Source organism: Brevundimonas sp., from assembly GCF_035626535.1.
In the GTDB taxonomy this organism is placed as follows: Bacteria; Pseudomonadota; Alphaproteobacteria; order Caulobacterales; family Caulobacteraceae; genus Brevundimonas.
The window spans coordinates 1-18,829 of the sequence record NZ_DASPNO010000053.1 but is presented as its reverse complement, the minus strand read 5'-3'; the positions used below and the strand labels follow the sequence as shown (position 1 = coordinate 18,829).

Below are 18,829 nucleotides of genomic sequence, written 5' to 3'. Positions count from 1 at the left end.
GCTCCGTGCAGACCGGGCGATCCCCCTCCCCGCGGTCCGCCCTGGCCCTTGCTACCCCTGGTCTCGCCGACGGGCAGGGGAGCAGGCGGAATTTCGCCTGCTCCCCAACCCTAGGAGACGTGATCATGACTGCCGCTTTCGAAACCGCGCCGACCGCCGAAGCCGCCGTCCCGGAGCATGGGACCGTGGCCTTCATTCCGCTCAACCGGCTCAAGAAGTCGCCGCGCAACGCCCGCAAGACGCCGCACAGCGCCGCCGACATCGAGGCGCTGGCGGCCAGCACTCGCGAGAAGGGCATCCTCCAGCCGCCCGTGGTCGAGCCTGAGCTCGGGCCGGACGGACAGCCGACCGGCGACTACCTCGTCACCATCGGCGAGGGCCGCCGGCTGTCGCAACTGCTCCGCGCCAAGCGCAAGGAGATCAGGAAGACCCAGCCGATCCGCTGCGTCGTCGACACCGCCCACGACGCCTTCGAGATCAGCCTCGACGAAAACGTCACTCGCTTCGCCATGCACCCCGCCGACCAGTTCGAGGCCTTCCGCGATCTCGCGGACAACAAGGGCTGGGGCGCCGAGGAGATCGGGGCGCGCTTCGGGGTGTCACCCACTCTGGTCCGGCGGCGCATGCGGCTCGGAGCGGTCAGCCCGGTCTTGATGGCCGCCTACCGGACCGGGGACCTGACGCTGGACCAGTTGATGGCCTTCGCGGTCAGCGAGGATCACGCCCGGCAGGAACAGGTGTTCGCCGGCCTGTCCTGGAATCGCTCCCCGACCTTCATCCGACGCATGATGACCGAGCACGAGGTCGAGGCCTCCGACCGGCGCGCCCGCTACGTCGGCGTCGAAGCCTATGAGGCGGCGGGCGGAACGGTCCGGCGCGACCTGTTCAGCGAGGACGGCTCGGGCTGGTTCGCGGACGCCGCCCTGCTCGACCGGATGGCGCTGGAGAAGCTGGCCGCCGAGGCGGAGGCCGTGCGCGCCGCCGAGGGCTGGCGGTGGGCGGAAGGTCGGCTCGACCATCCCTACGACCACGGTTGCCGCCGGGTCTATCCGCGCGTGGTGGAGCCGGACGCGGAGACGCAGGCCCGGCTCGACGCCCTCGCCGAGGAGTACGACGCCATCGTCGCGTCCTGCGGCGAGGATGAGTGTCTGACCGAGGAACAGGACGCCCGCCTGACCGAGATCGACGCCGAACTGGCGGCGGCCCGGCCGGAGCGCTACGACCCCGAGGCGGTGGCGCGCGGCGGCCTGTTCGCCGTCCTCGCCCACGAGGGTGTCCGCATCGAGCGCGGCTTCATCCGGCCAGAGGACGAGGCGCAAGCGGAAACCGAGCCGGATGCCGGGAGCGGCAGGGACGATGATGCGGAGCGCGAGGCCGACGCGCCAGACGATCAGGCGGACCGGACGGAAACCCGCAAGACCCTGTCCGAACGGCTGGTCGCCGACCTCACCGCCCACCGCACGGCGGCGCTGCGCGACGCCCTCGCCGAACAGCCGCAGGCCGCCTTCCTCGCCGCCCTGCACGCCCTGACCCTGCAGACCTTCTATTGCGGCGGCGAAACCTGCCTCGACCTCCAGATCGCCAGCCTCGCGCTGGAGGGCCATGCCGAGGGTCTGGCGGAGACGGCGGCGGGGCGCGCGCTCGAGGCGCGGCACGCCCTCTGGGCGGGCCAGCTTCCCGACGACCCGGAGGCCCTGCTGGCGGCCTTGCAGGCCCTGCCCGACGAGGGGCGGCTGGCCCTGTTCGCCCATGTCGTCTCGCTCGGCGTCAACGCCGTGCAGCGGGTCGGGACCTCGCGCCGCGCTCTGGCCCACGCCGGGGTTCTGGCCGAACTCGTCGGCCTCGACATGGGCCGCTACTGGACCGTCACCGCGAGCAGCTATCTCGGCCGCGTCACCAAGGCCCTGATCGCCGAGGCCGTGGCCGAAGGCGTCTCGCCCGAGGCGGCTGGACCGCTGGTCAGCCTCGACAAGGCGAGCATGGCCGCCAAGGCGGAAGACCTCCTGAAAGACACGGGCTGGCTGCCGCCGTTGCTGCGTCGGTCCGGGGCCGCTCCGGAGTAACCGGGGCGGGAGGGCCGTCGCCGAAGGCGGCCCTCCCCTGCTCCGGGCGGCCCCGGCCAAGGCGAACGCCCGCCGTGCGCGACGGGCGCGCCCGGGCTCCAATGTCTGAGCCGGTTCGGCGTTCTCTCCCCAGCCGCGACTCGCGGCCAAGGCCCCGGCGCCCTAGACTGGCAATTCGTCCTGAGAGCTTCCGACACCGCCCCTTCGGGGATGTCAGGGAGGTCAGGGACGTCCCCTCCCCTATGAAATACTTTCTCTACTGCCGGAAATCCTCGGAGGCCGAGGATCGTCAGGTGTTGTCCATCGAATCCCAGCGCCGCGAGCTGGAGCGACTTCTGAACACCTCGCCGGGGGTCGAGGTGGTGGAGATCATCGAGGAGTCTCGGAGCGCCATGACGCCGGGCCGGCCTCGTTTCGACGCCATGGTCGCGCGCATCGAAGCGGGCGAGGCGCAGGGCATCGCCACCTGGGCCCCCGACCGTCTAGCGCGCAACTCCATCGACGGAGGCCGGCTGGTCTACCTGCTCGATCGTGGCGTGCTGAAGGACCTGAAATTCTCGACCTACACCTTCGAGAACAACTCGCAGGGCAAGTTCATGCTGCAGATCATGTTCGGCCAGTCGAAATACTATTCCGACGCCCTCTCCGAAAACGTCAAACGCGGCAACCGCACCAAGCTGGAGAACGGCTGGCGGCCCAATCGCGCGCCGCTCGGCTATCGCAACGACCGCGCCAGCCGCACCATCGTCGCCGACCCGACCTATTTCCCGCTGATCAAGGGCCTGTTCCGTCTGGTCGCCCATCGCAGCTGCAGCATCCACGCGGCAGCGCGCATCGCCCGCGACGACTGGGGCTTCATCACCCCGCCCGCGCACGGCAAGCCGGGCGTGCCGCTGCCGGACAGCACCGCCCACCGCATCCTCACCGATCCCTTCTACGCCGGCGTCATCGTCTGGAACGGCCGCACCTGGCCCGGCAAGCATCCGCCGGCCGTGCAGCTCGGGACCTTCGAACGACTGCAGGTGGCGCTGCGCCGGACGGTGTCCATGCCGCCGACGCTGGAGGTGCCCTATCGCGGCCTGATCCGCTGCGGCCGCTGCGGGCGCGCCATCACCGCCGAACGCAAGCAGAAGCGGGCGCGCCGCTACCTCTATTATCACTGCGCCCGCCGCAAGCTCGACGACCGCTGCCCGGAACCGTCCGTCGAGGCCAAGGCCCTCGACAACCAGATCCTCGAGTTCCTGCGCACCCTGCAGTTGGAGCCGGGTCTGCACGAGTGGATGATCGAGCAGTTCGTCCGGCAGGAGCAGGAGATGGCGCGGCTGAACGCCGCGCACCGAACCACGCTGGAAGCGTCGTTGCGCGATGTCGACCGGCAGGCCGATGCGCTCACCACCCTGATGCTTAGGGGACAACTGACGGAGGCCGAGTTCAAGGCGCAGCGTGGCCGTCTCGAGACGGAGCGCGGCGAGATCGCCGCGCGGCTGGAAAGCGCCCGGTCAGGGGGATTGGGGATCGAACCCCTGCGCGATCTGCTGCGGGCCAGCAATCAGGCCGCGGATTGGTTTTCGCGCGCCGACGCGGACGAAAAGCGGATGATCCTGAAATTGGTGGGATCGAACCCCACCCTGATGGACAAAAAACTCAGCATTCAGGCCGCGCCACCGTTCGTGGAGGTGGCGAAAATGAACGCCTGTCCCAGTCTGCTGGCGGACTGGGACGAGGATCGAAACACGTCACATTGCGCACTGGTGCGGGCCATCGAAGAGATGCCGAAGCGAGACGAGTTCGTGCGTCTTCTACGAAGCGTGTGTGTGCGCTTTAAGGACGACGTAATAGACGTAATCAACGTCCCCGAAGTCCCTGACGTCCCCGGATCAGACTGCCGGGTGGTGGTTCAGGGTAGACGTCCTAGCAACCGGCAACTCGTGGCTAACCCTGACCCCATTGCAACACCACGTTCTGACGGGACCGCCCGATGCAAACGCCATCGCGGATAGCAAAGCACTCCACATAATGGGTTCCGTTGTACTTCGTGTTTTCCGGGTCCTGATGTGTTCGATGATCCGTTATCTCGCCTCGGGGCTCGGGACTGGCGTCGTCATTCTTGACCTTCCACTTGTATACGTCTGCAGGGGGTGCATCGGCACCGAGGCGGAACTCGATCTTTCGGTCAGTACCAATGCGGCCAATCCGGTCCAAGATCATCCGTCGGAAGCTGCCTGCGCGCTCCAGTGCGGTGGCGGTTATCGAGAACTCCACTTCGGTTAGCATCGGAATGCCAGAGTCGAAGAGATAGGCCTCGGTCTGACTCGCACGATGACGCTCTCCTGCCGACAGGAGGTCCTCCATCGCTGCATCCGAGTTGCTCAGTTCCTCAAGCTTGATGAGGAAGGCGTCCCGGGAGCGAATGATTTTTGTCCGGTCCGCATGACTAAGGTCCGCTACGTACGCATCGATATTTCGCTCGGGATCGGCTCTGTCGGGGATCTGCGGATAGCGAACCAAGTCCGGCAGCGCTCGAAAGAATTCAAAGACAGCACCGAAAATATCAATGTCTGGATTGGCAACGAATGACCGGGTGATTGCCTGTTCAAGGTGGAAAGACTTCAACGCGAAATCAGGGTCTGCCCTCTTGCAAGCTGATCGCCAACCTTTTGCGATCTTCACCGCTTTTCGGAAGTCCTCGTTTGCTTGGTTTATGGCTGAGGCAACAGCGATATACCCCCGCGGATCGGACTTGATCCAGGTCATCGCTTTTTCGCCGCGAGATACCTGTTCGACGATCTGCCGCCGCTCGCGATGAGAACGAACGGCGATTTCGGGAACGACGTACATGTCCGTCCCAAACTCATTCATTTCGGAGGAGTAGGCCGGCACTATATCGACGCCAAACTTCTCTTCCCCGTTCTCCAAGAAGCGAAGCGTCACAGAGTGGGTTTGGCGCGCGATCTGAAGTTCGAAATCCGTTGGATTCACGTACTCGGCGCGGAGCCTCGCTTCGAGTTGGCGTAACGCTTCAGAAGGATCATGAGCGATCGGGTCCCAAGCGCCCAAGACGTATAGAACGTCGAGATCGTGGAGCGGCGTGATGGCCGTGTACCTTGGATATGAGCCGATCTGCAGGCAGTTCGCCTCTCCGAGCACATCCCGAACCGACGTATAGACGCGGGTTACAAACTGTCGCTCGTTCTCTGTCGGGGATAGGTGCTCCTGCGCATATCGGCGCAGAAGCGCATTCACCTCATTCCTTCGCATAGCTGGTGGTCATGATCGAAGTGACGAGGTCGTTCAAAAGGCGGCCGCGGAAATTCGTAACTGAGCTGTGCCGCCGACCATCGAGTTGCGCCATCTGCTCGTCCGGAATCCGGCCTTGGTCGTACGGTTGATACACAACCAACGCGCATTTCGGTCCTTTGCGCCTCATGACCTCATCGAGGTGCGCGTTCCAGTCTGGCCAATACATGAGAAAAACGGAGGCCCCTTCAGAGTCGTCAATCTCTCGGATCGAAGGAATGATAAGTAGGTTCTTTTCCCTGAAAAGCTTCGACTCCACGAGGAGCTGACGCAGGCTTGTGAGATTGTCGCCTGACGCGAAGATTGCGATCTTCCGATGCGCTAGGCCATTACCCAAGCGATACAGAATTGGCGCAATACCTGATCCCCACAGGAATAGTCCATAGATCACGCCGACGGCTAGAACTACGAATTCAATCACCCCAACCCAGAAGAAGAACGCCTCAGCAGTTTCCATGCTGAAATCATACGCCCCCGATTCACCTACGCAACCTCCGGCATTAGGCTGCCTGGAGTTCGAACTTCACACAGTGTCGCTTTGGGCCCTCTGTCAGTGCGGAGATGTCCGAGAAAACCACAGCTTAGGTATGCTGTTTTGTGAAGGGGGTCAGTTGACGCCTTCAGAGTCGCGTAGCTGGCGGACTGAGACGAGGATCGAAACACGTCAGGTTGCGCACTGGCGCAGGCCATCGCAGAGATGCCGAAGCGCGACGAGTTCGTCAGGCTGCTTCGGAAGGTCTCTGCGCACTTTGAGGAGGACGTAATCGACGTGATCAACGTCCCCGAAGTCCCTGACGTCCTCGGAAGCAGAGCTTTCAGCGCTCGGTAGCTTGCTCGACCCGCTTTCTCCGGGGCCGGGGTGGTGTCCGAACACTGCGGGTTTCATAAGGATGTTCGTACCGCGGCGACAAGCGACGGCCTTAGAGCGTGGCTCGACCTCTCGAAAGACGAGGAGCTGAAGGCCGTGGTTCGTGAGATGCGTGGGATTGTGAGTGCTGCGTCAGCCGAGCAGAAGGATGCCGCATAGGACGTATCGACGTCCCCAACATCCCTGTCCGGGCTAACCTTGGCGCAAGCCGTCGCCTGCCTCCCGGGAGCAAAAATGGTCGCCGCCGATCCCGAGCATGGGCAGCTTGACCGTTGTGGACCGTGGGTTGATGGTGGGAAGCATTGGGAGGACGGGCATGACCAAGGGGAAGTTGTTGCGATACTCGGCCGTGTGTCTGGCCATATGGTTGGCCACGGCGACGAGCGGTCAAGCAACGTTCCTGAGTTCTGATCCTGTCGGAACGAAGGACGACCCTAACCTCTACCTTTACGTCGGCTTGGACCCCGTCAACCGGATGGACCCGACCGGCAAGACCTGCATCGAAGTAGGCACGACCCGAAACCGAACCTACTCGTGCAAGATCGACTGGGTTCGAGACCGCAACGGAGAGGTCAGGGCCCCCACGGCCGCTGAAAACCGACAATTCGCGTCCTTCAACGAAAACTATACCAGAGCCGTCAACCAGCTGATGGCAAATCCCAATCGAAGGGTGCCCATCACTATCCCCGGGCCAGGACCCGCTTCGAGCCGCTCCTTCACCGTGAGCGCTCGTGAGGTCGGCAGCGGCCTCATCAGACGGCAATTCACGGCCATCCCCTCCCGAGACGGAGGGGCGCAGACCGATCGCGGGCATACGTATGTCTATGCTCAAGGGCTGCGGGGGCAGGGCATCGTCGGCAGAGACACCGCGTTGGGGCAAAGGGTACTCGTTGTTCACGAGGGGATCCATCGACGGCCGGCCGAGAACGGAATGTTGATCGCGCCCCGCCTCGGTCATGAGCCGTGGGACACTAACCATCAAGATCCCTACAACGACGCCGCCAGAGTACTTCTGGGTGAGTAGGATCGGCACGATGTCTCTCGCTTTCCTTTCACTGCTCCTTTGGACGTTGGGAGGATGCGGCTCCCACGATCTAGACAGGGCTGCTCCCGGCCAAGCCGCCTCGCCCGGCGCGATCACCTATCTGAATAGCGACCGAACTTCGGCGGTCACGTTCGACAGGGGCGAGTTGACCATAGGCATGACCGAGGAAGCGAGGCGAACCCTGACGGAGGCCGATGGCTTGCGCGGCGACTTTGTATGGGATGCGCCGATCCAACCATGCTCGGACGCCCAGTTCGAGTGCCTCAAGGCCGATCCCTATGTTTTCGCAGTACCGAGAGGCCCCCTTCAAGACGGACAGACCTTCGAACGGGAAGGCGTCCGATTCACGGTCGAGCGATGTGACGACTCGTCATGCGGATCGGTGCTTATCCGGGCCGACTGCGAGTCCTTCGGGCCAGGTCGCCGATGTTCCACGCACCCGCGGGGACGGGCCGCCAGCACGACCCCCGGCGAGGTTACCTACTTCGTCTACCAAAGAGACCGGGGCGTGGTGTCGTTCGGCTCGACCACTAATGGCGCGGGGGGAGCAAGCCTCTCAGACGACTACGTGCTGGCCGGCAGGCGCGGTTTACTGGCGCCTCGTTAGCACGGCCGCCGGTCAGAGCGACGCAACGTAGTAGCGGGGCGGATCACATGGACAGGCGTGACCTTCTTCTAGCTGCTCTTGGCGCGTCGGTGCCCTGCTTTGCCGCCTGCCGGCCACCCTCCCAAGCCGCTCAAAGCCCTGCTCAGGCTGTCCAAGAGATTATCGCCTCGTCTGTGGGGCGTCTGGACTACCTGCACGCCAAGATCGCTCTGGACCGCCTTGTCGACCCCGGCATCAATGCCCGGACCGTAAGGACCGAGATCGAGCGAATGGCGACTGCGGCCCGCGACCTCGCCGGTCACGGCGCATCGGACATCTATCGGTTGGCTGCTGTTCGGAACGTTATCTACGAAGCGGGTCCGTGGAACGATCATCGACCCTTTGGCTATGATCACGACGACCCGTACGGGCAGAACGTCAATAACAAGCTGCTCTCGTCCTATTTGGAGACCCGGCGCGGCAACTGCGTCTCGATGCCCACTCTTTTCCTGATCCTGGCGGACCGGCTTGAGCTCGACGTCGCGTTGTCCGTGGCGCCTCTACATGTGTTCGTTCGGTACAGGCCGACCGAGGGACTGCCGGTGAATCTAGAGACAACCAGCGGCGCACTCCCCGCCCGGGAGGCATGGTATCGCGAGAAGCTGCCCATGACCGATCTGGCCGTCGCGACGGGGGCCTATCTCCGCTCACTGCCGCGCAAGGAAGGGGTGGCGCTGATGGCGACGACGGTGATGGAGAGCCTGACGGATCAGGCCCGCTATCAGGACGCGATCAACGTCGCTGAGGTAATCCTTGAAGCCCATCCACTCGACGTTCAGACGATGGTCCACCAAGGGTCGGTGTACGGAGAGCTTCTCCGGACAGAGTTCTACACGCCTTACCCAACGCCCGATCTGATTCCCCCAAATCTCCGCGCGCGCTATCGGGCGCTGGATCATATGAACCAAACCCTGTTTGCAAGGGCCGAGGCCTTAGGCTGGACTCCGACGGAAGTAGCGCCTTGAGCGGGCGCACGTCGACGACGTTCGAACTTTAACAGCCTCCGGACGGGGCCGAAGCGTGGCTCGAGGAAATTCTAGCACATGCCCAGAGCGAAGAACGTGACCTGACGCTAGCTCAAATGAGGACCATGATGCCGCCTTCAACCTGACCCGCGCATCATGACCCAGATCAACGTCCCTGAAGTCCCTGACGTCCCCGGAAGCAGAGCTTCCATCCCTCAGTAGCTGATCAACCGCTTTCTCCGGCGCCAAGGTGGTGTCCGAACCTGCGAGTATGGTGAGAACGTTCGAACGGCGGCGGCGCAGGACGGCCTGAATGCGTGGCTCGACGCCTGGAGGGGCGAAGAGCTTAAAGCCGCCGGGCGTGAGATGCGTCAGGTCCTCGACGAGGCGACGAGTCTCGTCGCATCGACCGAGCTGAGGGAGGCGGCCTAGGGATAGTTCGACATCCCTGATGTCCCCGACGTCCACCTGGCTCTCGTCGTGTGGAGCCTGCCTCCGGCTTGGCCGTCCAGTCTACGGCCGCCCTGTTCGACGCTACGCGCTTCGGATCGGGGGGTCAGGCGGCGAGCACATCGTAGGCGATCGGAATATGGTCGACATTCATCATCAGCTGACCATAGCCGTTGGCGTCCAGACCGGCCAAGGCGTCGACCGCCGTGGCGGCGATCAGATTCCGCCCGAGCGCGAAATCGATGCAGCCTTGGCTGTTGGGCTTGAAGTCGTAGGTGGTGCCCGCGATCTTGTAGGCTGGGTCGCTCTGCGCGGGGGTGAGCCCCCTGGACCATTGGGAATACGCCGCGGCCTTGGCCGTCCGTGCGACAGGCGAGACCGCGAAGGCCTTGGCGGCCTTGGCCTCGTCTGTCGCGGCGGCGAGACCGTTGTTGAAATCCCCCATGAAGATCGAAGAGGTATCCGCCATGGCGGCCAACGCCAGTTCGACTGCGGTCTTCCCCCCGACCGCGCTGGCGTTGGCGTGGAGGAACCAGACGCTGAGCGGCCGCGCGGTTTTCGGGTCGATCCACGTCGATCGGATCAGGTTCCGCTTGGTCTTGTCACCGCCCCAGTCCGGGTCCGGGATGCCCTCCTCGCTCTTGCATTTGGAGAGCTCGGGGCCGTGGAACAGGATCATATTGAGGTGCGAGCCGGGGTTCAGGCTGACGACCTTGGCCGTATAGCCTTTGAGCCCCATGCTCGCCGCCCAGGCCGCGGCGGCGGCCACGCTGGCGACCTTGACGCTCACTTCGTCGAGGCAGAGGATGTCGGGCTTCACCTGCGCGACCCGCCCCGCGATGATGGCGAGCTTGGCCTTGTCGAAACTGCTCGTCCCGACGGGCGCAGTGCAATTCCAGTACATCACCCTCATCTGACGCCTCGGTGATCAGCCGGGTTGGCGTCGGATCGTCCGACGCAGCGGTCACCCTCGCGGTCGGGCGTCACGGCAACCCGACGGCGATCCTGCCGACGCCCAAGGCGAGCGATCCGCCGCATCAGGTGTTGGCGGCCGCGGGATCGTACAGCATCGACGGATAGTATTTCTCCATCCACGCGTGGGCGATATCCCGCTTGGTCACGTATTTCAGGTAGAAGTTGATCGGGACGCCGGTCTGACCATCCGACGCCTTGGCGACATAGTCGTCGAGCGCGACCTGGAGGGAGTTCAGATCGATCACCTGGTTGGTCGACTGATCGACATCGGCCACGGCGTCGACAGCGGCCTTGATGTAGTCGGACTTCATCTGAGCCATGGCCTCGCCCTTGCGGGCCGCCGCGGCGCCGGACGCGATCGAGGCGTTGCTCGAGTTGGTCGAGTCCTGCAGCGCCGCCAAGGACTCCATGTCCGATTTCGGGTCGCCCTGCAGGGCCTTGACCGAGGTGATCACCTGGTTCGACTTGATCGAGGGGATCAGACCCATCGTGATGACGGAGCAGTGGGACTGGATATTGGTCGTGCTCAGCAGATTCTTCAGACTGCTCGCCGACTGGGCGTCCATGCCCCAGCTGCCCTGGATGTTCTCGAACAACAGATCCTCGTCCGCTTCCGCCCGAGCCTGGAACGCTTGGGACTCCGACGACTGGCTGCTGGTGGTGTCCTCCACCTGCTCGAAATGCACGAAGCCGACGAAGCTGGATCCATAGGTGGCGCCGATCAGGATCGGGAGGGATTTGGCGTCGTCATCGTCCTGGTTGGTCAGCGCCATCTTCTTCATCGAGTTGGGGTCCTCGACGGGGAGTTTGTCGCTGGCCTGCCTGTTGTAGGAGTCGATCGCGGCATCGACATCCAGCACCAGGGGCGAGAACACCTGGGCCTGCCGGCTCGTGCAGTTGGCGCATATGACCAGAGTCCCCACGATGTTATGGTTCTGGCTGGCGCTCGTCATCGAACTGTTGGCGGAGGCGGCGGCCGAAGCGCCGAAGGTCGTTCCCAGGAAGCTCGACACCTTGGCGCCGACGAAGCTCGACACCGCGTCCGCGGCCGACTTCGAGGACTGGGTGTTGTTTTCGTATCGGAAGTACTGGACGTCCATATTCATGGAGTCCGAGCTGATCGGCAGGGCGGTCAGTTGCGAGGCGCTGAAATCGACCGGGCTCTGCAGCTGGGACCCGATCTGGGACTGACCCGACTCGGTCTTGGCCTGAACGATAGCCTGTTCCGCCGCGACGACCTTCTGGCCCAGATCGATCGCGGCATCCAGGATGTTCTTCATCAGATCATCCAGGTTCTTCTGAAAATCGCCGAGCTGGTCCGGCGTCGCGCCAAGGCTGATCAGTTCGCGCGACGTCATGTCCAGGCTCAGCTTCTGGCGCAGCAGGGCGTTGACATGATCGCGGGCCACATCGACGGGCAGTTGCAGCGTCGCGATCTTCTCCAGCACCGCGATGCGGGATGGATCGACGATCATGCCCAGCACGAGCGAAGGATCGTAGGGAATGGTGGATGTCGGCATTCGGGTTCACTCCGGCGGATGGGTTCGGCTCGACGCTTCAGCTTCGCGCCTGTCCCACCGCGCTCTGCGCCCCCGTCCAAAAGATCGAATAGGCCGTCTGGGTGGCGGCGATCAGCGTCGCCTCCGCGACCGCGAGCCCATCCGCGGCATTGTAGAGCTCGGTGTTCAACTGGCCGTAGGCGCCGGCCAGGGCGGTGCCAGCCTGCTGCATCGTCTTCTCATAGGCGAGCAGCGACTGTCCGATCTTCGCCGACCGGACATAGTGCCGAACGTGGGGCTCGGCGCGCACCGGATCCTCGTAGTCGTCGTAGTCTTGCGGCGGCGTCGCCGGATGATTGGCCGCGTCGATTTCCGCCGCCAGCAAAGAGCCGGCCGCGCGCAGTTCGGACTTGTAGATGCGGACCGCCATGCTCCAGTCGTCATACGCCGTCTGCACATGCGAGCCGCTCTGGACGCTGCTCTTGTCGTAGGCGTTGAAGGCGGCCGCAAGGGCGCGGTCGAAAGACCCGTCCAGAACCGCGACCCTTTGAATGGCCGCTGGTCCCCGCATCAGCCGTTGCATCTCCTCGCTCACACGCGGCGCGCGACCGACCTTCGAGACGAACAGGTCCTCGATGCGCTTCAGGCGCGGCTTGGACGACGACGGACCAAACCTTTTACGCATCTCGGCGACCTGGCGTTCGGCCAGTTCCAGAAGCTCGGTCGCCAGTTCGTCGTGAACCGTCGGCAGCGGCTTGAGACCGTCGGGCAGGCCTTCCAGCAGCTCTTCGCGCCGGCGGCGCTCCACCTCGTCTTCGGACTCGATCGGCGCTGCGCCAGCGTCGCTACGGGGTTGCCGCTTCTCAACCATGTCGTCACCTCTCGCTATGGGAACCAGCCGGCGTAAGGCGATAGGCCTTCCGAGATCGGCGCACTAGATTAGTTGGGGTCGATTTTGTTGTAGAGGCCGTATCCCTTTTGGGCACCGACCTGAAAACACCACCCTTCGATAAAACACGGGTGGGAAGTTCCGTAGATCGTGACGTCAAGGGTGGGGCTGCTCTTGACGCTATCTGTATAGAGTTGGAACACTTGCTGAAGGCCTCCGCCGGCGGTGGGGCCTGCACTGGAGTATCGTGTCTTCAGGTCCTTCGTGGTCTTGCCCGCATAGAAGCCGGACTTCGAACCGACGACCACGAGGGCCACATAGACGATGCACTGTCCCTCGGGATCCGCGATGCTCTTGACGGCGGTCCAGGCGCTGTCCGCGGTGTCGCTCGCCATCGTGAAGCGCTTGTCGAAAAGTATCTGGACCTTGCCCCCATACCCGGCGCTGGCGTTGTCGAACTTGCAGACGAAGTTTTGCGGACCCGTGCCTACGCCGATCAGGTTCGACACCGTTGGCATTCAAGCCGTTCCGTCCGTTAAAGTAGCGCTGATTTCGTTAAAGTAGAGGCTACGCGTTTTTTGCGGTTTGGAAAGCGTATTCGACCGCGGGTGGACAGATTTTTTCGAAGCCGCGCAACATCGCGGAAATTCCGCGCAGTTCGGCGACCCAAAGCGGGGCGGCGCATGGCCGCCTCTGGCACCGGAACGCGTTCAGGCTCTCTGTCGCGGCAGAAGGGACGGCGGGACCAGTCTCGGGGTGAGAGGTCCAGTGGCCCTTGGGCGACGCGAAGGATGGAACAGAGTAGGTCCGCCAGGCGCCAAGAGCGGACGTTCGCCGGCGGAAAACGGACCTCCTTCCAGCGTCGAGGTGCGGGGGTCCGCTCTTGACCCTTTGCGGACGGCTTGAACCTGCGTTCTGGCCGAAGCGCCATCCTTTGATTTGCGGCCAAGAACGTGTTGGTTTGCCGCCGAAGTGACGGAAGCAGTTTGATCGCTCGAGGAGGCCAGGTGAGGTCACCGCAATCGCTAAGCGAATCCGGCCGGCGCTTGGTCGCAGGATGGGCCGCCGACTGCGCTGAACGAGTGCTCGAACTTTTTGAAACCGAGCGCCCGACTGATGACCGCCCCCGCGCTGCGATCGCCCGAACTCGGGCGTTCGCTCGCGGAGAGCTGAACACCGCGGTCGAAATTCGCCGTCGTTTCGTCGATGGGGGAGCTGCCCGTGAGGCGAGGTCTCCGGCCGCTGCCGCTGCCGCCAGAGCCGCAGGACAAGCTGCAGCCGTCTGCCATATGGGCGCGCACGCACTCGGAGCCGCGGCGTATGCTGTCAAGGCCGCCAGTCTGGCGGCTCCTGACCGGCGAGCAGTGGCTGCAGAGGAAATTCACTGGCAGCTCACGCACATGACCGCAGAGGTCCGGGCCGCTCTGCAAACCCTTCCGGCGATCGGAGAGTGCCGATCAGGCCCCTTGGGGCCCGGGCTCCTTGCGGCGGGTCAACTCGGGGAGATTATCCGTGCCCTCCAGACCGGTCTCGCCGAAGTACCCCAAAGCAGGGTTCGTCCTGACACGTTGCCTATCGAGTGATTTTGGCGGCGGCGACCGTCACCGAGTCGGCCACGGCGGCTCAGCGCCAGGAGCGGTCCTCCACTCCGCCCTTGAGCGGACTTTCCGTCCTGGTCCTGCGGAACGTCCGCTTCCGCGAGCAGCAGGACGCAGTCCCTGAGCCCGGCCGATCGCCCGGGTCATGCGGTCCGCTTCCGAGACCGCCTCCCGGACCACATATGGGTCCAAGCCAACGACATAGAGCCGTCCCCGCACCAGCGGTCCAAGGCGACGGAAGATCTCGGACCGGAAATAGGGCGAGAACCCCTCGACGGCGCCGACCAGGTCCTATCGCTTCCGGCGCAAGCTCCAAATCAAACCGGAGAGCGCGGTGATCAGGATCGCGAAAGCGCTGATGTGTTCCGGTGTGATGGTCACGACGTTCTCCTCGCAGGTGATCAGCGAGGAGTATATTCCTACCCCGCGTCGGAATCGGACGTAGTCTGGAGCGGACTACGCTGCAAGGCCGCGATCGCCTCCGCCAGCTCGCGCTGCAGGAACGGCTTGGCCAGCCGCGGAAGTTCGGGTGAAAGCCCCTCCAGATCGGCGTAACCCGATATCACGAGAACTGGCAGATCGGGCCGGTCGAGGTTCAGTTGATGGGCGAGTTCGCTGCCCGTGATCCCGGGCATCAGGTGGTCAGTGATCACCAGATCGGCCGTCAAGCCGGCCCGGAGCTTCGCCAGGGCGGTCTCCGCGGATTCCACCTCGACGACACGAAATCCGAGCTCCGCCAGCATCTCCGCGGTGCTGTCCCTGACCAGATCCTCGTCGTCCACGAGGAGTGCAATTCCGGCTTGCGGCGTCGTCCGGACTGAAGATGGCGCGGTCTCGGCCGGCTCCCCGGTCGCCGCCTCCGGGAGCCAGAGCTCGACGTTCGTTCCGAGCCCCGGAGCACTGTGCAGCTTCACGGCGCCGCCGAGTTGCGCCGCCAGTCCATGGACCATCGACAGACCGAGACCTGTCCCCCGGCCTACGCCCTTGGTGGAAAAGAACGGCTCAACGGCTCTGGCGAGCGTCACCTCATCCATGCCCGTCCCGGTGTCCGCGACAGAGATGACGATGTATCGGCCGGGAACCAGTTCCCCCTCGGACCTCTCCAGCGTCCTCGGCTCGGCGGCGAGGTTCAAGGCTCCCCCTTCTGGCATGGCGTCGCGGGCGTTCACGGCGAGATTCAGGATCGCCATCTCGAGCTGGTTCACCTCCGCCAACGCCGGCGGAAGGCCGCTCTGGATGTCGACCGCCACCCGGATTCGCGGGCCCACGGTGCTGCCGATGAGCTCGGCCATGCTGTCGATGATCTTCCCGACGTCAGTCGGCAGCGGCTGCAGCGGCTGCCGACGGGCGAAGGCAAGGAGCCTCTGAACCAGGGTGCGCGCGCGATCGGCGGAAGCCAGCGCACCCGAGATCAGTCGTTTCGCGCGCTCGTCAGCCGGACCGGATCTCTGGAGAATGTCCAGACCGCCGATGATCGGCGTCAGGAGGTTGTTGAAATCGTGGGCCACCCCGCCGGTGAGCTGGCCCATGGCCTCCATCTTCTGAGCGTGGCGCAGGGCCTCCTCCGTCCTCGCCCGCTCCGCCACCTCGACAGCGACGCGCTGCTCGAGGGTCTCATTGAGGTCCTGCAGCGCCCGCTGCGTCCGCTTCAGGTCGTCGATGTCAGTCACGACAACGATGGCCGCCGCGACATCGCCGCCAGCGTCCATCAGCGGCACGCCGCTGATGCGTGTCCAGATCTCCGGCCCCATGTCCGGCCGATACAGGAACTCCACGCCCTCGATCGTTTCCCCCTGAAGCGCCCGCACGGCGACGAACCGGTCGCGAGGCAGGCGGGCGCCGGTCTCATCGAAGGCGATCCAGTGCGCCTCCGCATCAGGCGTCCTGGACGGAATGGCGCCGTCCGGCGCGTACCGGCGATAGGCCCGGTTGGAGAGGAGAGACTCGCCATCCGGCGCGACGAAGCAGACGCCGACCGGCAGGTTCTCGATCAATGTCGTCAGGCGCGCCCGCTCCTCGACCAGCCGGGCTTCGCTAGCGCGTAATGCTTCCACCGCATGACGTCGCTCCGAGATATCGCGCAGATAGCCCACGAACAGGCGCTCGCCGCCCATCACCGCCAGGGTGATGGCCAGTTCGACTGGAAACTCCCGACCATCCCGATGCCGCGCCTCGATCTCGATCCGTCGCCCGAGCACATGGGCCTCGCCGGTCCTGAGGAAGCGTGACAGGCCGTCCAGGTGAGCGCGATGAAGTCGCTCGGGCACGATCAGGTCGACCATAGGGACACCGATCGCTTCCTCTCGCGTCCAGCCGAAGCTCGCTTCGGCGGCCGCGTTCCAGGCTCGCACCCGGTCGGACTCGTCGATCACGACCACGGCGTCGAGCGCCGCGTCCAGGATCGGTGTCAGCGCTCGAAGGTCAGGTATCAAAGAGGCCCCTCTCCCGGCATGCAACGCGTCAAGCCGCAACTCGTGCCGGGAGCTCTCTATTCAAATTCCCTCCCGAACAAAGCACCCATAACCGACACTGCGCTTCACTTGCCGCCGGCAAGCAGACGTTCCGAGCGTTGCGGTGGTGAACGTCCGCTATCGACCCATAGGCGACATTGACCGTGACCCACTGCTCCGCAATACATTGATCGCATTCTTTTAAGTTCGCCGCCCCGCAACGCCTTTGTTCGACAACGAAAAACTGAGAAAGAAAGCGTCAGATGGGACCACTGTTCGCTGGCATCTTCCTCCTCATGATTGCTGGCGTGGCGACGATAGTTTCGTTCGGCGTGGCCAAGATATTCCTACCTCTGAAATCTGCCGCCATCGCTGCGCTGCTGTTTGTGGGCGTTGGTGGGTTTGGCACTTTGATCGGGCTCTTCGGGCAAGCCCTCTGGCTGCCGCCAAACCTTGAGACCCCTAATGCCGTCCTCATGTATCTCAGCGTCAGCGCGGTTTGCGGCTTCGCCTTGGGCGCGATCGCGGTTTGGATTTTCTTGATGCGACTCCGCTCAAGCTAGATACGGGTTCGAATTTTTCTCGCGGGAATAATCAATCGGCACAGAGTGGTCGCTTGAAATTCCGGGACCGGGCAAATTGTCAAGGTGATGTCCGCTTTCCACCCTTAGCCGACGGTCTGCTCACGACCCATTGCGGACGTTCAGTAGAGGCTGGCCTCAGTAGAGGCTCACCCCACCCGTCGTTTTTTCCATGCGGGCGAAGACCCACAACGGAAGGGCTCCTGCACGCAGATCAGTCGGGTGGTCGAGCCGCTCTATCTCCTCCGCAATCGTCCAAGGCGAGGGAAAGTCTGCAATGACCTCGGTGCCGACGATCTGCGCCCCTTCTTGGTCATCTTCGCTAATGGGGCCATCAAATATAAATCGGAGTTTCACCTCCGTTCCTTGCCAGCCGCAGGTGACAGCCCGCAGCGATGGCGGGACGGCGAAGAGCAATGCCCGCTGGGTGGAAACCATAAGGCGCAAGCGAATGTCGGCATCGTTCATCTGGTCAGGCTAGCTCGACGAACGTCCGCTATCCACTCGTTAGGTGACTGTCGGCTCCCGACCCAAAGCGGACTTCCCCTATGCGTTGCTGTCGAAGCTTGCGAGAAGCGTTTATGACCGCGACGATTCCGAACGCCATCTGCGACGCCATCGCTCAGGCGTTGCCCTTGGTGAAGCATGGTTCCCTGCGGGTCTGGGGGGAGTTTTTCGGGCGGCCATACGACAACATCCACCGGCTTGTCGGCTGCTCGCCTTTAGTGGACGGCGTGCAGTTCACGTTCGATGAGGGCGAAACCCTTACCGTCTGGCATCCCTCGCGATGGGACATCTCGCCCGCCAAATTTGAAATCCTCGAAGCGTCAGGTGTTCGCTGGGAGTGGTTCTACTACGGGAGAGAAAAGTCGCCGGAGAACCGCTACCACATCGAATGGACCGCATGCGGCGACGTGGCTGCGGTCTCAACAAACGTCGATTGGTTTCAGACGTCCTCGGAAATCCGTCGTCAAGGCGCAGCCGTAGAGTTGCTTTGAGTTAGGTCCGCTTCCCACCCTTAGGTGGCGTTCCGCTCCCGACCCAAAGCGGACCTAAGCCTTGGCGTGTATGCCCCGACAATCCCATAGGGCCGTCTGGTGCCAAGCGTGCTAACGGTATCGATGGAAGATCATCCAATACCGTGTGTCGTTGTCGCATTTGAAGGCAGCGTCGTCATCATTGGCCCCGGCGCAATGAACGGCTCCTTTACGCCCGACGCAGCCGACGCCAGCGCCGCCCTCCTTATGGACGCAGCTAGAGAGGCTCGGGCCTATCTGGCCCGCCAGCAGGTCACGCCGCTGTAGCTAGCCGCCTTACCCGATCCGCGAACGCGGCCTAGGCTCGTGGCGCGGAAGTCGGCTATCCACCCTTAGGGGACTCTTGGCTCCCGACCCATTGCAGACCTGGAGCTGGAGCCGCATTGATCGCGCCATGGTCGAAATCGCACTCATTGTCGAAGCCGACGAGCCCGCGCTGTTCTTCTCGTCGGTGAAGGGGGCCGAA

General features: G+C 63.7%; 15 protein-coding genes. 7 read left to right on the top strand and 8 right to left on the bottom strand.

Annotated elements, in window-relative coordinates; translation table 11 throughout:
• Positions 1–125 precede the first annotated feature (125 nt).
• Together VEC04_RS07525 and VEC04_RS07520 are read left to right on the top strand one after the other, a co-directional pair.
• Positions 126–2,063 (top strand): ParB/RepB/Spo0J family partition protein, encoded by a 1,938-nt coding sequence (locus VEC04_RS07525; RefSeq protein WP_324775422.1) that lies wholly within the window; start codon positions 126–128, stop codon positions 2,061–2,063.
• 242 nt (positions 2,064–2,305) lie between these two features.
• Positions 2,306–4,063, top strand: a complete 1,758-nt coding sequence (locus tag VEC04_RS07520) for a recombinase family protein (RefSeq protein WP_324775420.1) — start codon at positions 2,306–2,308, stop codon at positions 4,061–4,063.
• Here the strand turns inward: VEC04_RS07520 and VEC04_RS07515 are convergent.
• Positions 3,996–5,306 (bottom strand): nucleotide-binding domain-containing protein, encoded by a 1,311-nt coding sequence (locus tag VEC04_RS07515; protein ID WP_324775419.1) that lies wholly within the window; start codon positions 5,304–5,306, stop codon positions 3,996–3,998. The genes VEC04_RS07520 and VEC04_RS07515 overlap by 68 nt on opposite strands.
• A 1-nt stretch (position 5,307) precedes the next feature.
• The gene (locus VEC04_RS07510) at positions 5,308–5,817 is read right to left on the bottom strand and encodes a hypothetical protein (RefSeq protein ID WP_324775417.1); all 510 of its coding nucleotides are present in this window, start codon (positions 5,815–5,817) and stop codon (positions 5,308–5,310) included.
• Between the two features lie 727 nt (positions 5,818–6,544).
• Here VEC04_RS07510 and VEC04_RS07505 point away from each other — a divergent pair.
• Together VEC04_RS07505 and VEC04_RS07500 are read left to right on the top strand one after the other, a co-directional pair.
• Positions 6,545–7,252, top strand: coding sequence for a hypothetical protein (locus VEC04_RS07505; RefSeq protein ID WP_324775415.1), 708 nt, complete (start codon positions 6,545–6,547; stop codon positions 7,250–7,252).
• Between the two features lie 801 nt (positions 7,253–8,053).
• Positions 8,054–8,884 carry a transglutaminase family protein gene (locus tag VEC04_RS07500; RefSeq protein ID WP_324775413.1) on the top strand — a complete coding sequence of 277 codons (831 nt, stop codon included), beginning with the start codon at positions 8,054–8,056 and terminating at the stop codon, positions 8,882–8,884.
• Positions 8,885–9,440: 556 nt separating this feature from the next.
• On the opposite strand, the gene VEC04_RS07495 is transcribed toward VEC04_RS07500, so the two are convergent.
• The 4 genes from VEC04_RS07495 to VEC04_RS07480 all read right to left on the bottom strand — a co-directional run bounded on the left by VEC04_RS07495 (position 9,441) and on the right by VEC04_RS07480 (position 13,206).
• A complete protein-coding gene (locus tag VEC04_RS07495; protein ID WP_324775411.1) occupies positions 9,441–10,247 on the bottom strand; it encodes a hypothetical protein in 807 nt (268 codons plus the stop codon).
• Between the two features lie 124 nt (positions 10,248–10,371).
• Positions 10,372–11,829: a hypothetical protein gene (locus VEC04_RS07490; RefSeq protein ID WP_324775409.1), complete on the bottom strand. Its 1,458-nt coding sequence runs from the start codon at positions 11,827–11,829 to the stop codon at positions 10,372–10,374.
• Between the two features lie 37 nt (positions 11,830–11,866).
• Positions 11,867–12,679, bottom strand: a complete 813-nt coding sequence (locus tag VEC04_RS07485) for a hypothetical protein (protein ID WP_324775407.1) — start codon at positions 12,677–12,679, stop codon at positions 11,867–11,869.
• Positions 12,680–12,747: 68 nt separating this feature from the next.
• Positions 12,748–13,206: a hypothetical protein gene (locus VEC04_RS07480; RefSeq protein ID WP_324775405.1), complete on the bottom strand. Its 459-nt coding sequence runs from the start codon at positions 13,204–13,206 to the stop codon at positions 12,748–12,750.
• Positions 13,207–13,650: 444 nt separating this feature from the next.
• Between VEC04_RS07480 and VEC04_RS14205 the strand changes: the two genes are divergently transcribed.
• The gene (locus VEC04_RS14205; RefSeq protein WP_414642660.1) at positions 13,651–14,280 is read left to right on the top strand and encodes a putative immunity protein; all 630 of its coding nucleotides are present in this window, start codon (positions 13,651–13,653) and stop codon (positions 14,278–14,280) included.
• 434 nt (positions 14,281–14,714) lie between these two features.
• On the opposite strand, the gene VEC04_RS07475 is transcribed toward VEC04_RS14205, so the two are convergent.
• Positions 14,715–16,766, bottom strand: a complete 2,052-nt coding sequence (locus VEC04_RS07475) for a PAS domain S-box protein (protein WP_324775403.1) — start codon at positions 16,764–16,766, stop codon at positions 14,715–14,717.
• A 242-nt stretch (positions 16,767–17,008) separates the two neighbouring features.
• Between VEC04_RS07475 and VEC04_RS07470 the strand changes: the two genes are divergently transcribed.
• Positions 17,009–17,308, top strand: coding sequence for a hypothetical protein (locus tag VEC04_RS07470; RefSeq protein WP_324775401.1), 300 nt, complete (start codon positions 17,009–17,011; stop codon positions 17,306–17,308).
• Between the two features lie 156 nt (positions 17,309–17,464).
• Here the strand turns inward: VEC04_RS07470 and VEC04_RS07465 are convergent, their stop codons facing one another.
• Positions 17,465–17,794: a hypothetical protein gene (locus VEC04_RS07465; RefSeq protein WP_324775399.1), complete on the bottom strand. Its 330-nt coding sequence runs from the start codon at positions 17,792–17,794 to the stop codon at positions 17,465–17,467.
• Between the two features lie 113 nt (positions 17,795–17,907).
• Here VEC04_RS07465 and VEC04_RS07460 point away from each other — a divergent pair, with 113 nt between their 5' ends.
• Positions 17,908–18,324, top strand: a complete 417-nt coding sequence (locus VEC04_RS07460; protein WP_324775397.1) for a hypothetical protein — start codon at positions 17,908–17,910, stop codon at positions 18,322–18,324.
• Positions 18,325–18,829 lie beyond the last annotated feature (505 nt).

Bases quoted from the DNA above. Each gene is read 5' to 3' on its own strand.
- VEC04_RS07525 (WP_324775422.1), top strand. From the start codon at position 126: ATGACTGCCGCTTTCGAAACCGCGCCGACCGCCGAAGCCGCCGTCCCG.
- VEC04_RS07520 (WP_324775420.1), top strand. From the start codon at position 2,306: ATGAAATACTTTCTCTACTGCCGGAAATCCTCGGAGGCCGAGGATCGT.
- VEC04_RS07510 (WP_324775417.1), bottom strand. From the start codon at position 5,817: ATGGAAACTGCTGAGGCGTTCTTCTTCTGGGTTGGGGTGATTGAATTC.
- VEC04_RS07505 (WP_324775415.1), top strand. From the start codon at position 6,545: ATGACCAAGGGGAAGTTGTTGCGATACTCGGCCGTGTGTCTGGCCATA.
- VEC04_RS07495 (WP_324775411.1), bottom strand. From the start codon at position 10,247: ATGAGGGTGATGTACTGGAATTGCACTGCGCCCGTCGGGACGAGCAGT.
- VEC04_RS07490 (WP_324775409.1), bottom strand. From the start codon at position 11,829: ATGCCGACATCCACCATTCCCTACGATCCTTCGCTCGTGCTGGGCATG.
- VEC04_RS07485 (WP_324775407.1), bottom strand. From the start codon at position 12,679: ATGGTTGAGAAGCGGCAACCCCGTAGCGACGCTGGCGCAGCGCCGATC.
- VEC04_RS07470 (WP_324775401.1), top strand. From the start codon at position 17,009: ATGGGACCACTGTTCGCTGGCATCTTCCTCCTCATGATTGCTGGCGTG.
- VEC04_RS07465 (WP_324775399.1), bottom strand. From the start codon at position 17,794: ATGAACGATGCCGACATTCGCTTGCGCCTTATGGTTTCCACCCAGCGG.
- VEC04_RS07460 (WP_324775397.1), top strand. From the start codon at position 17,908: ATGACCGCGACGATTCCGAACGCCATCTGCGACGCCATCGCTCAGGCG.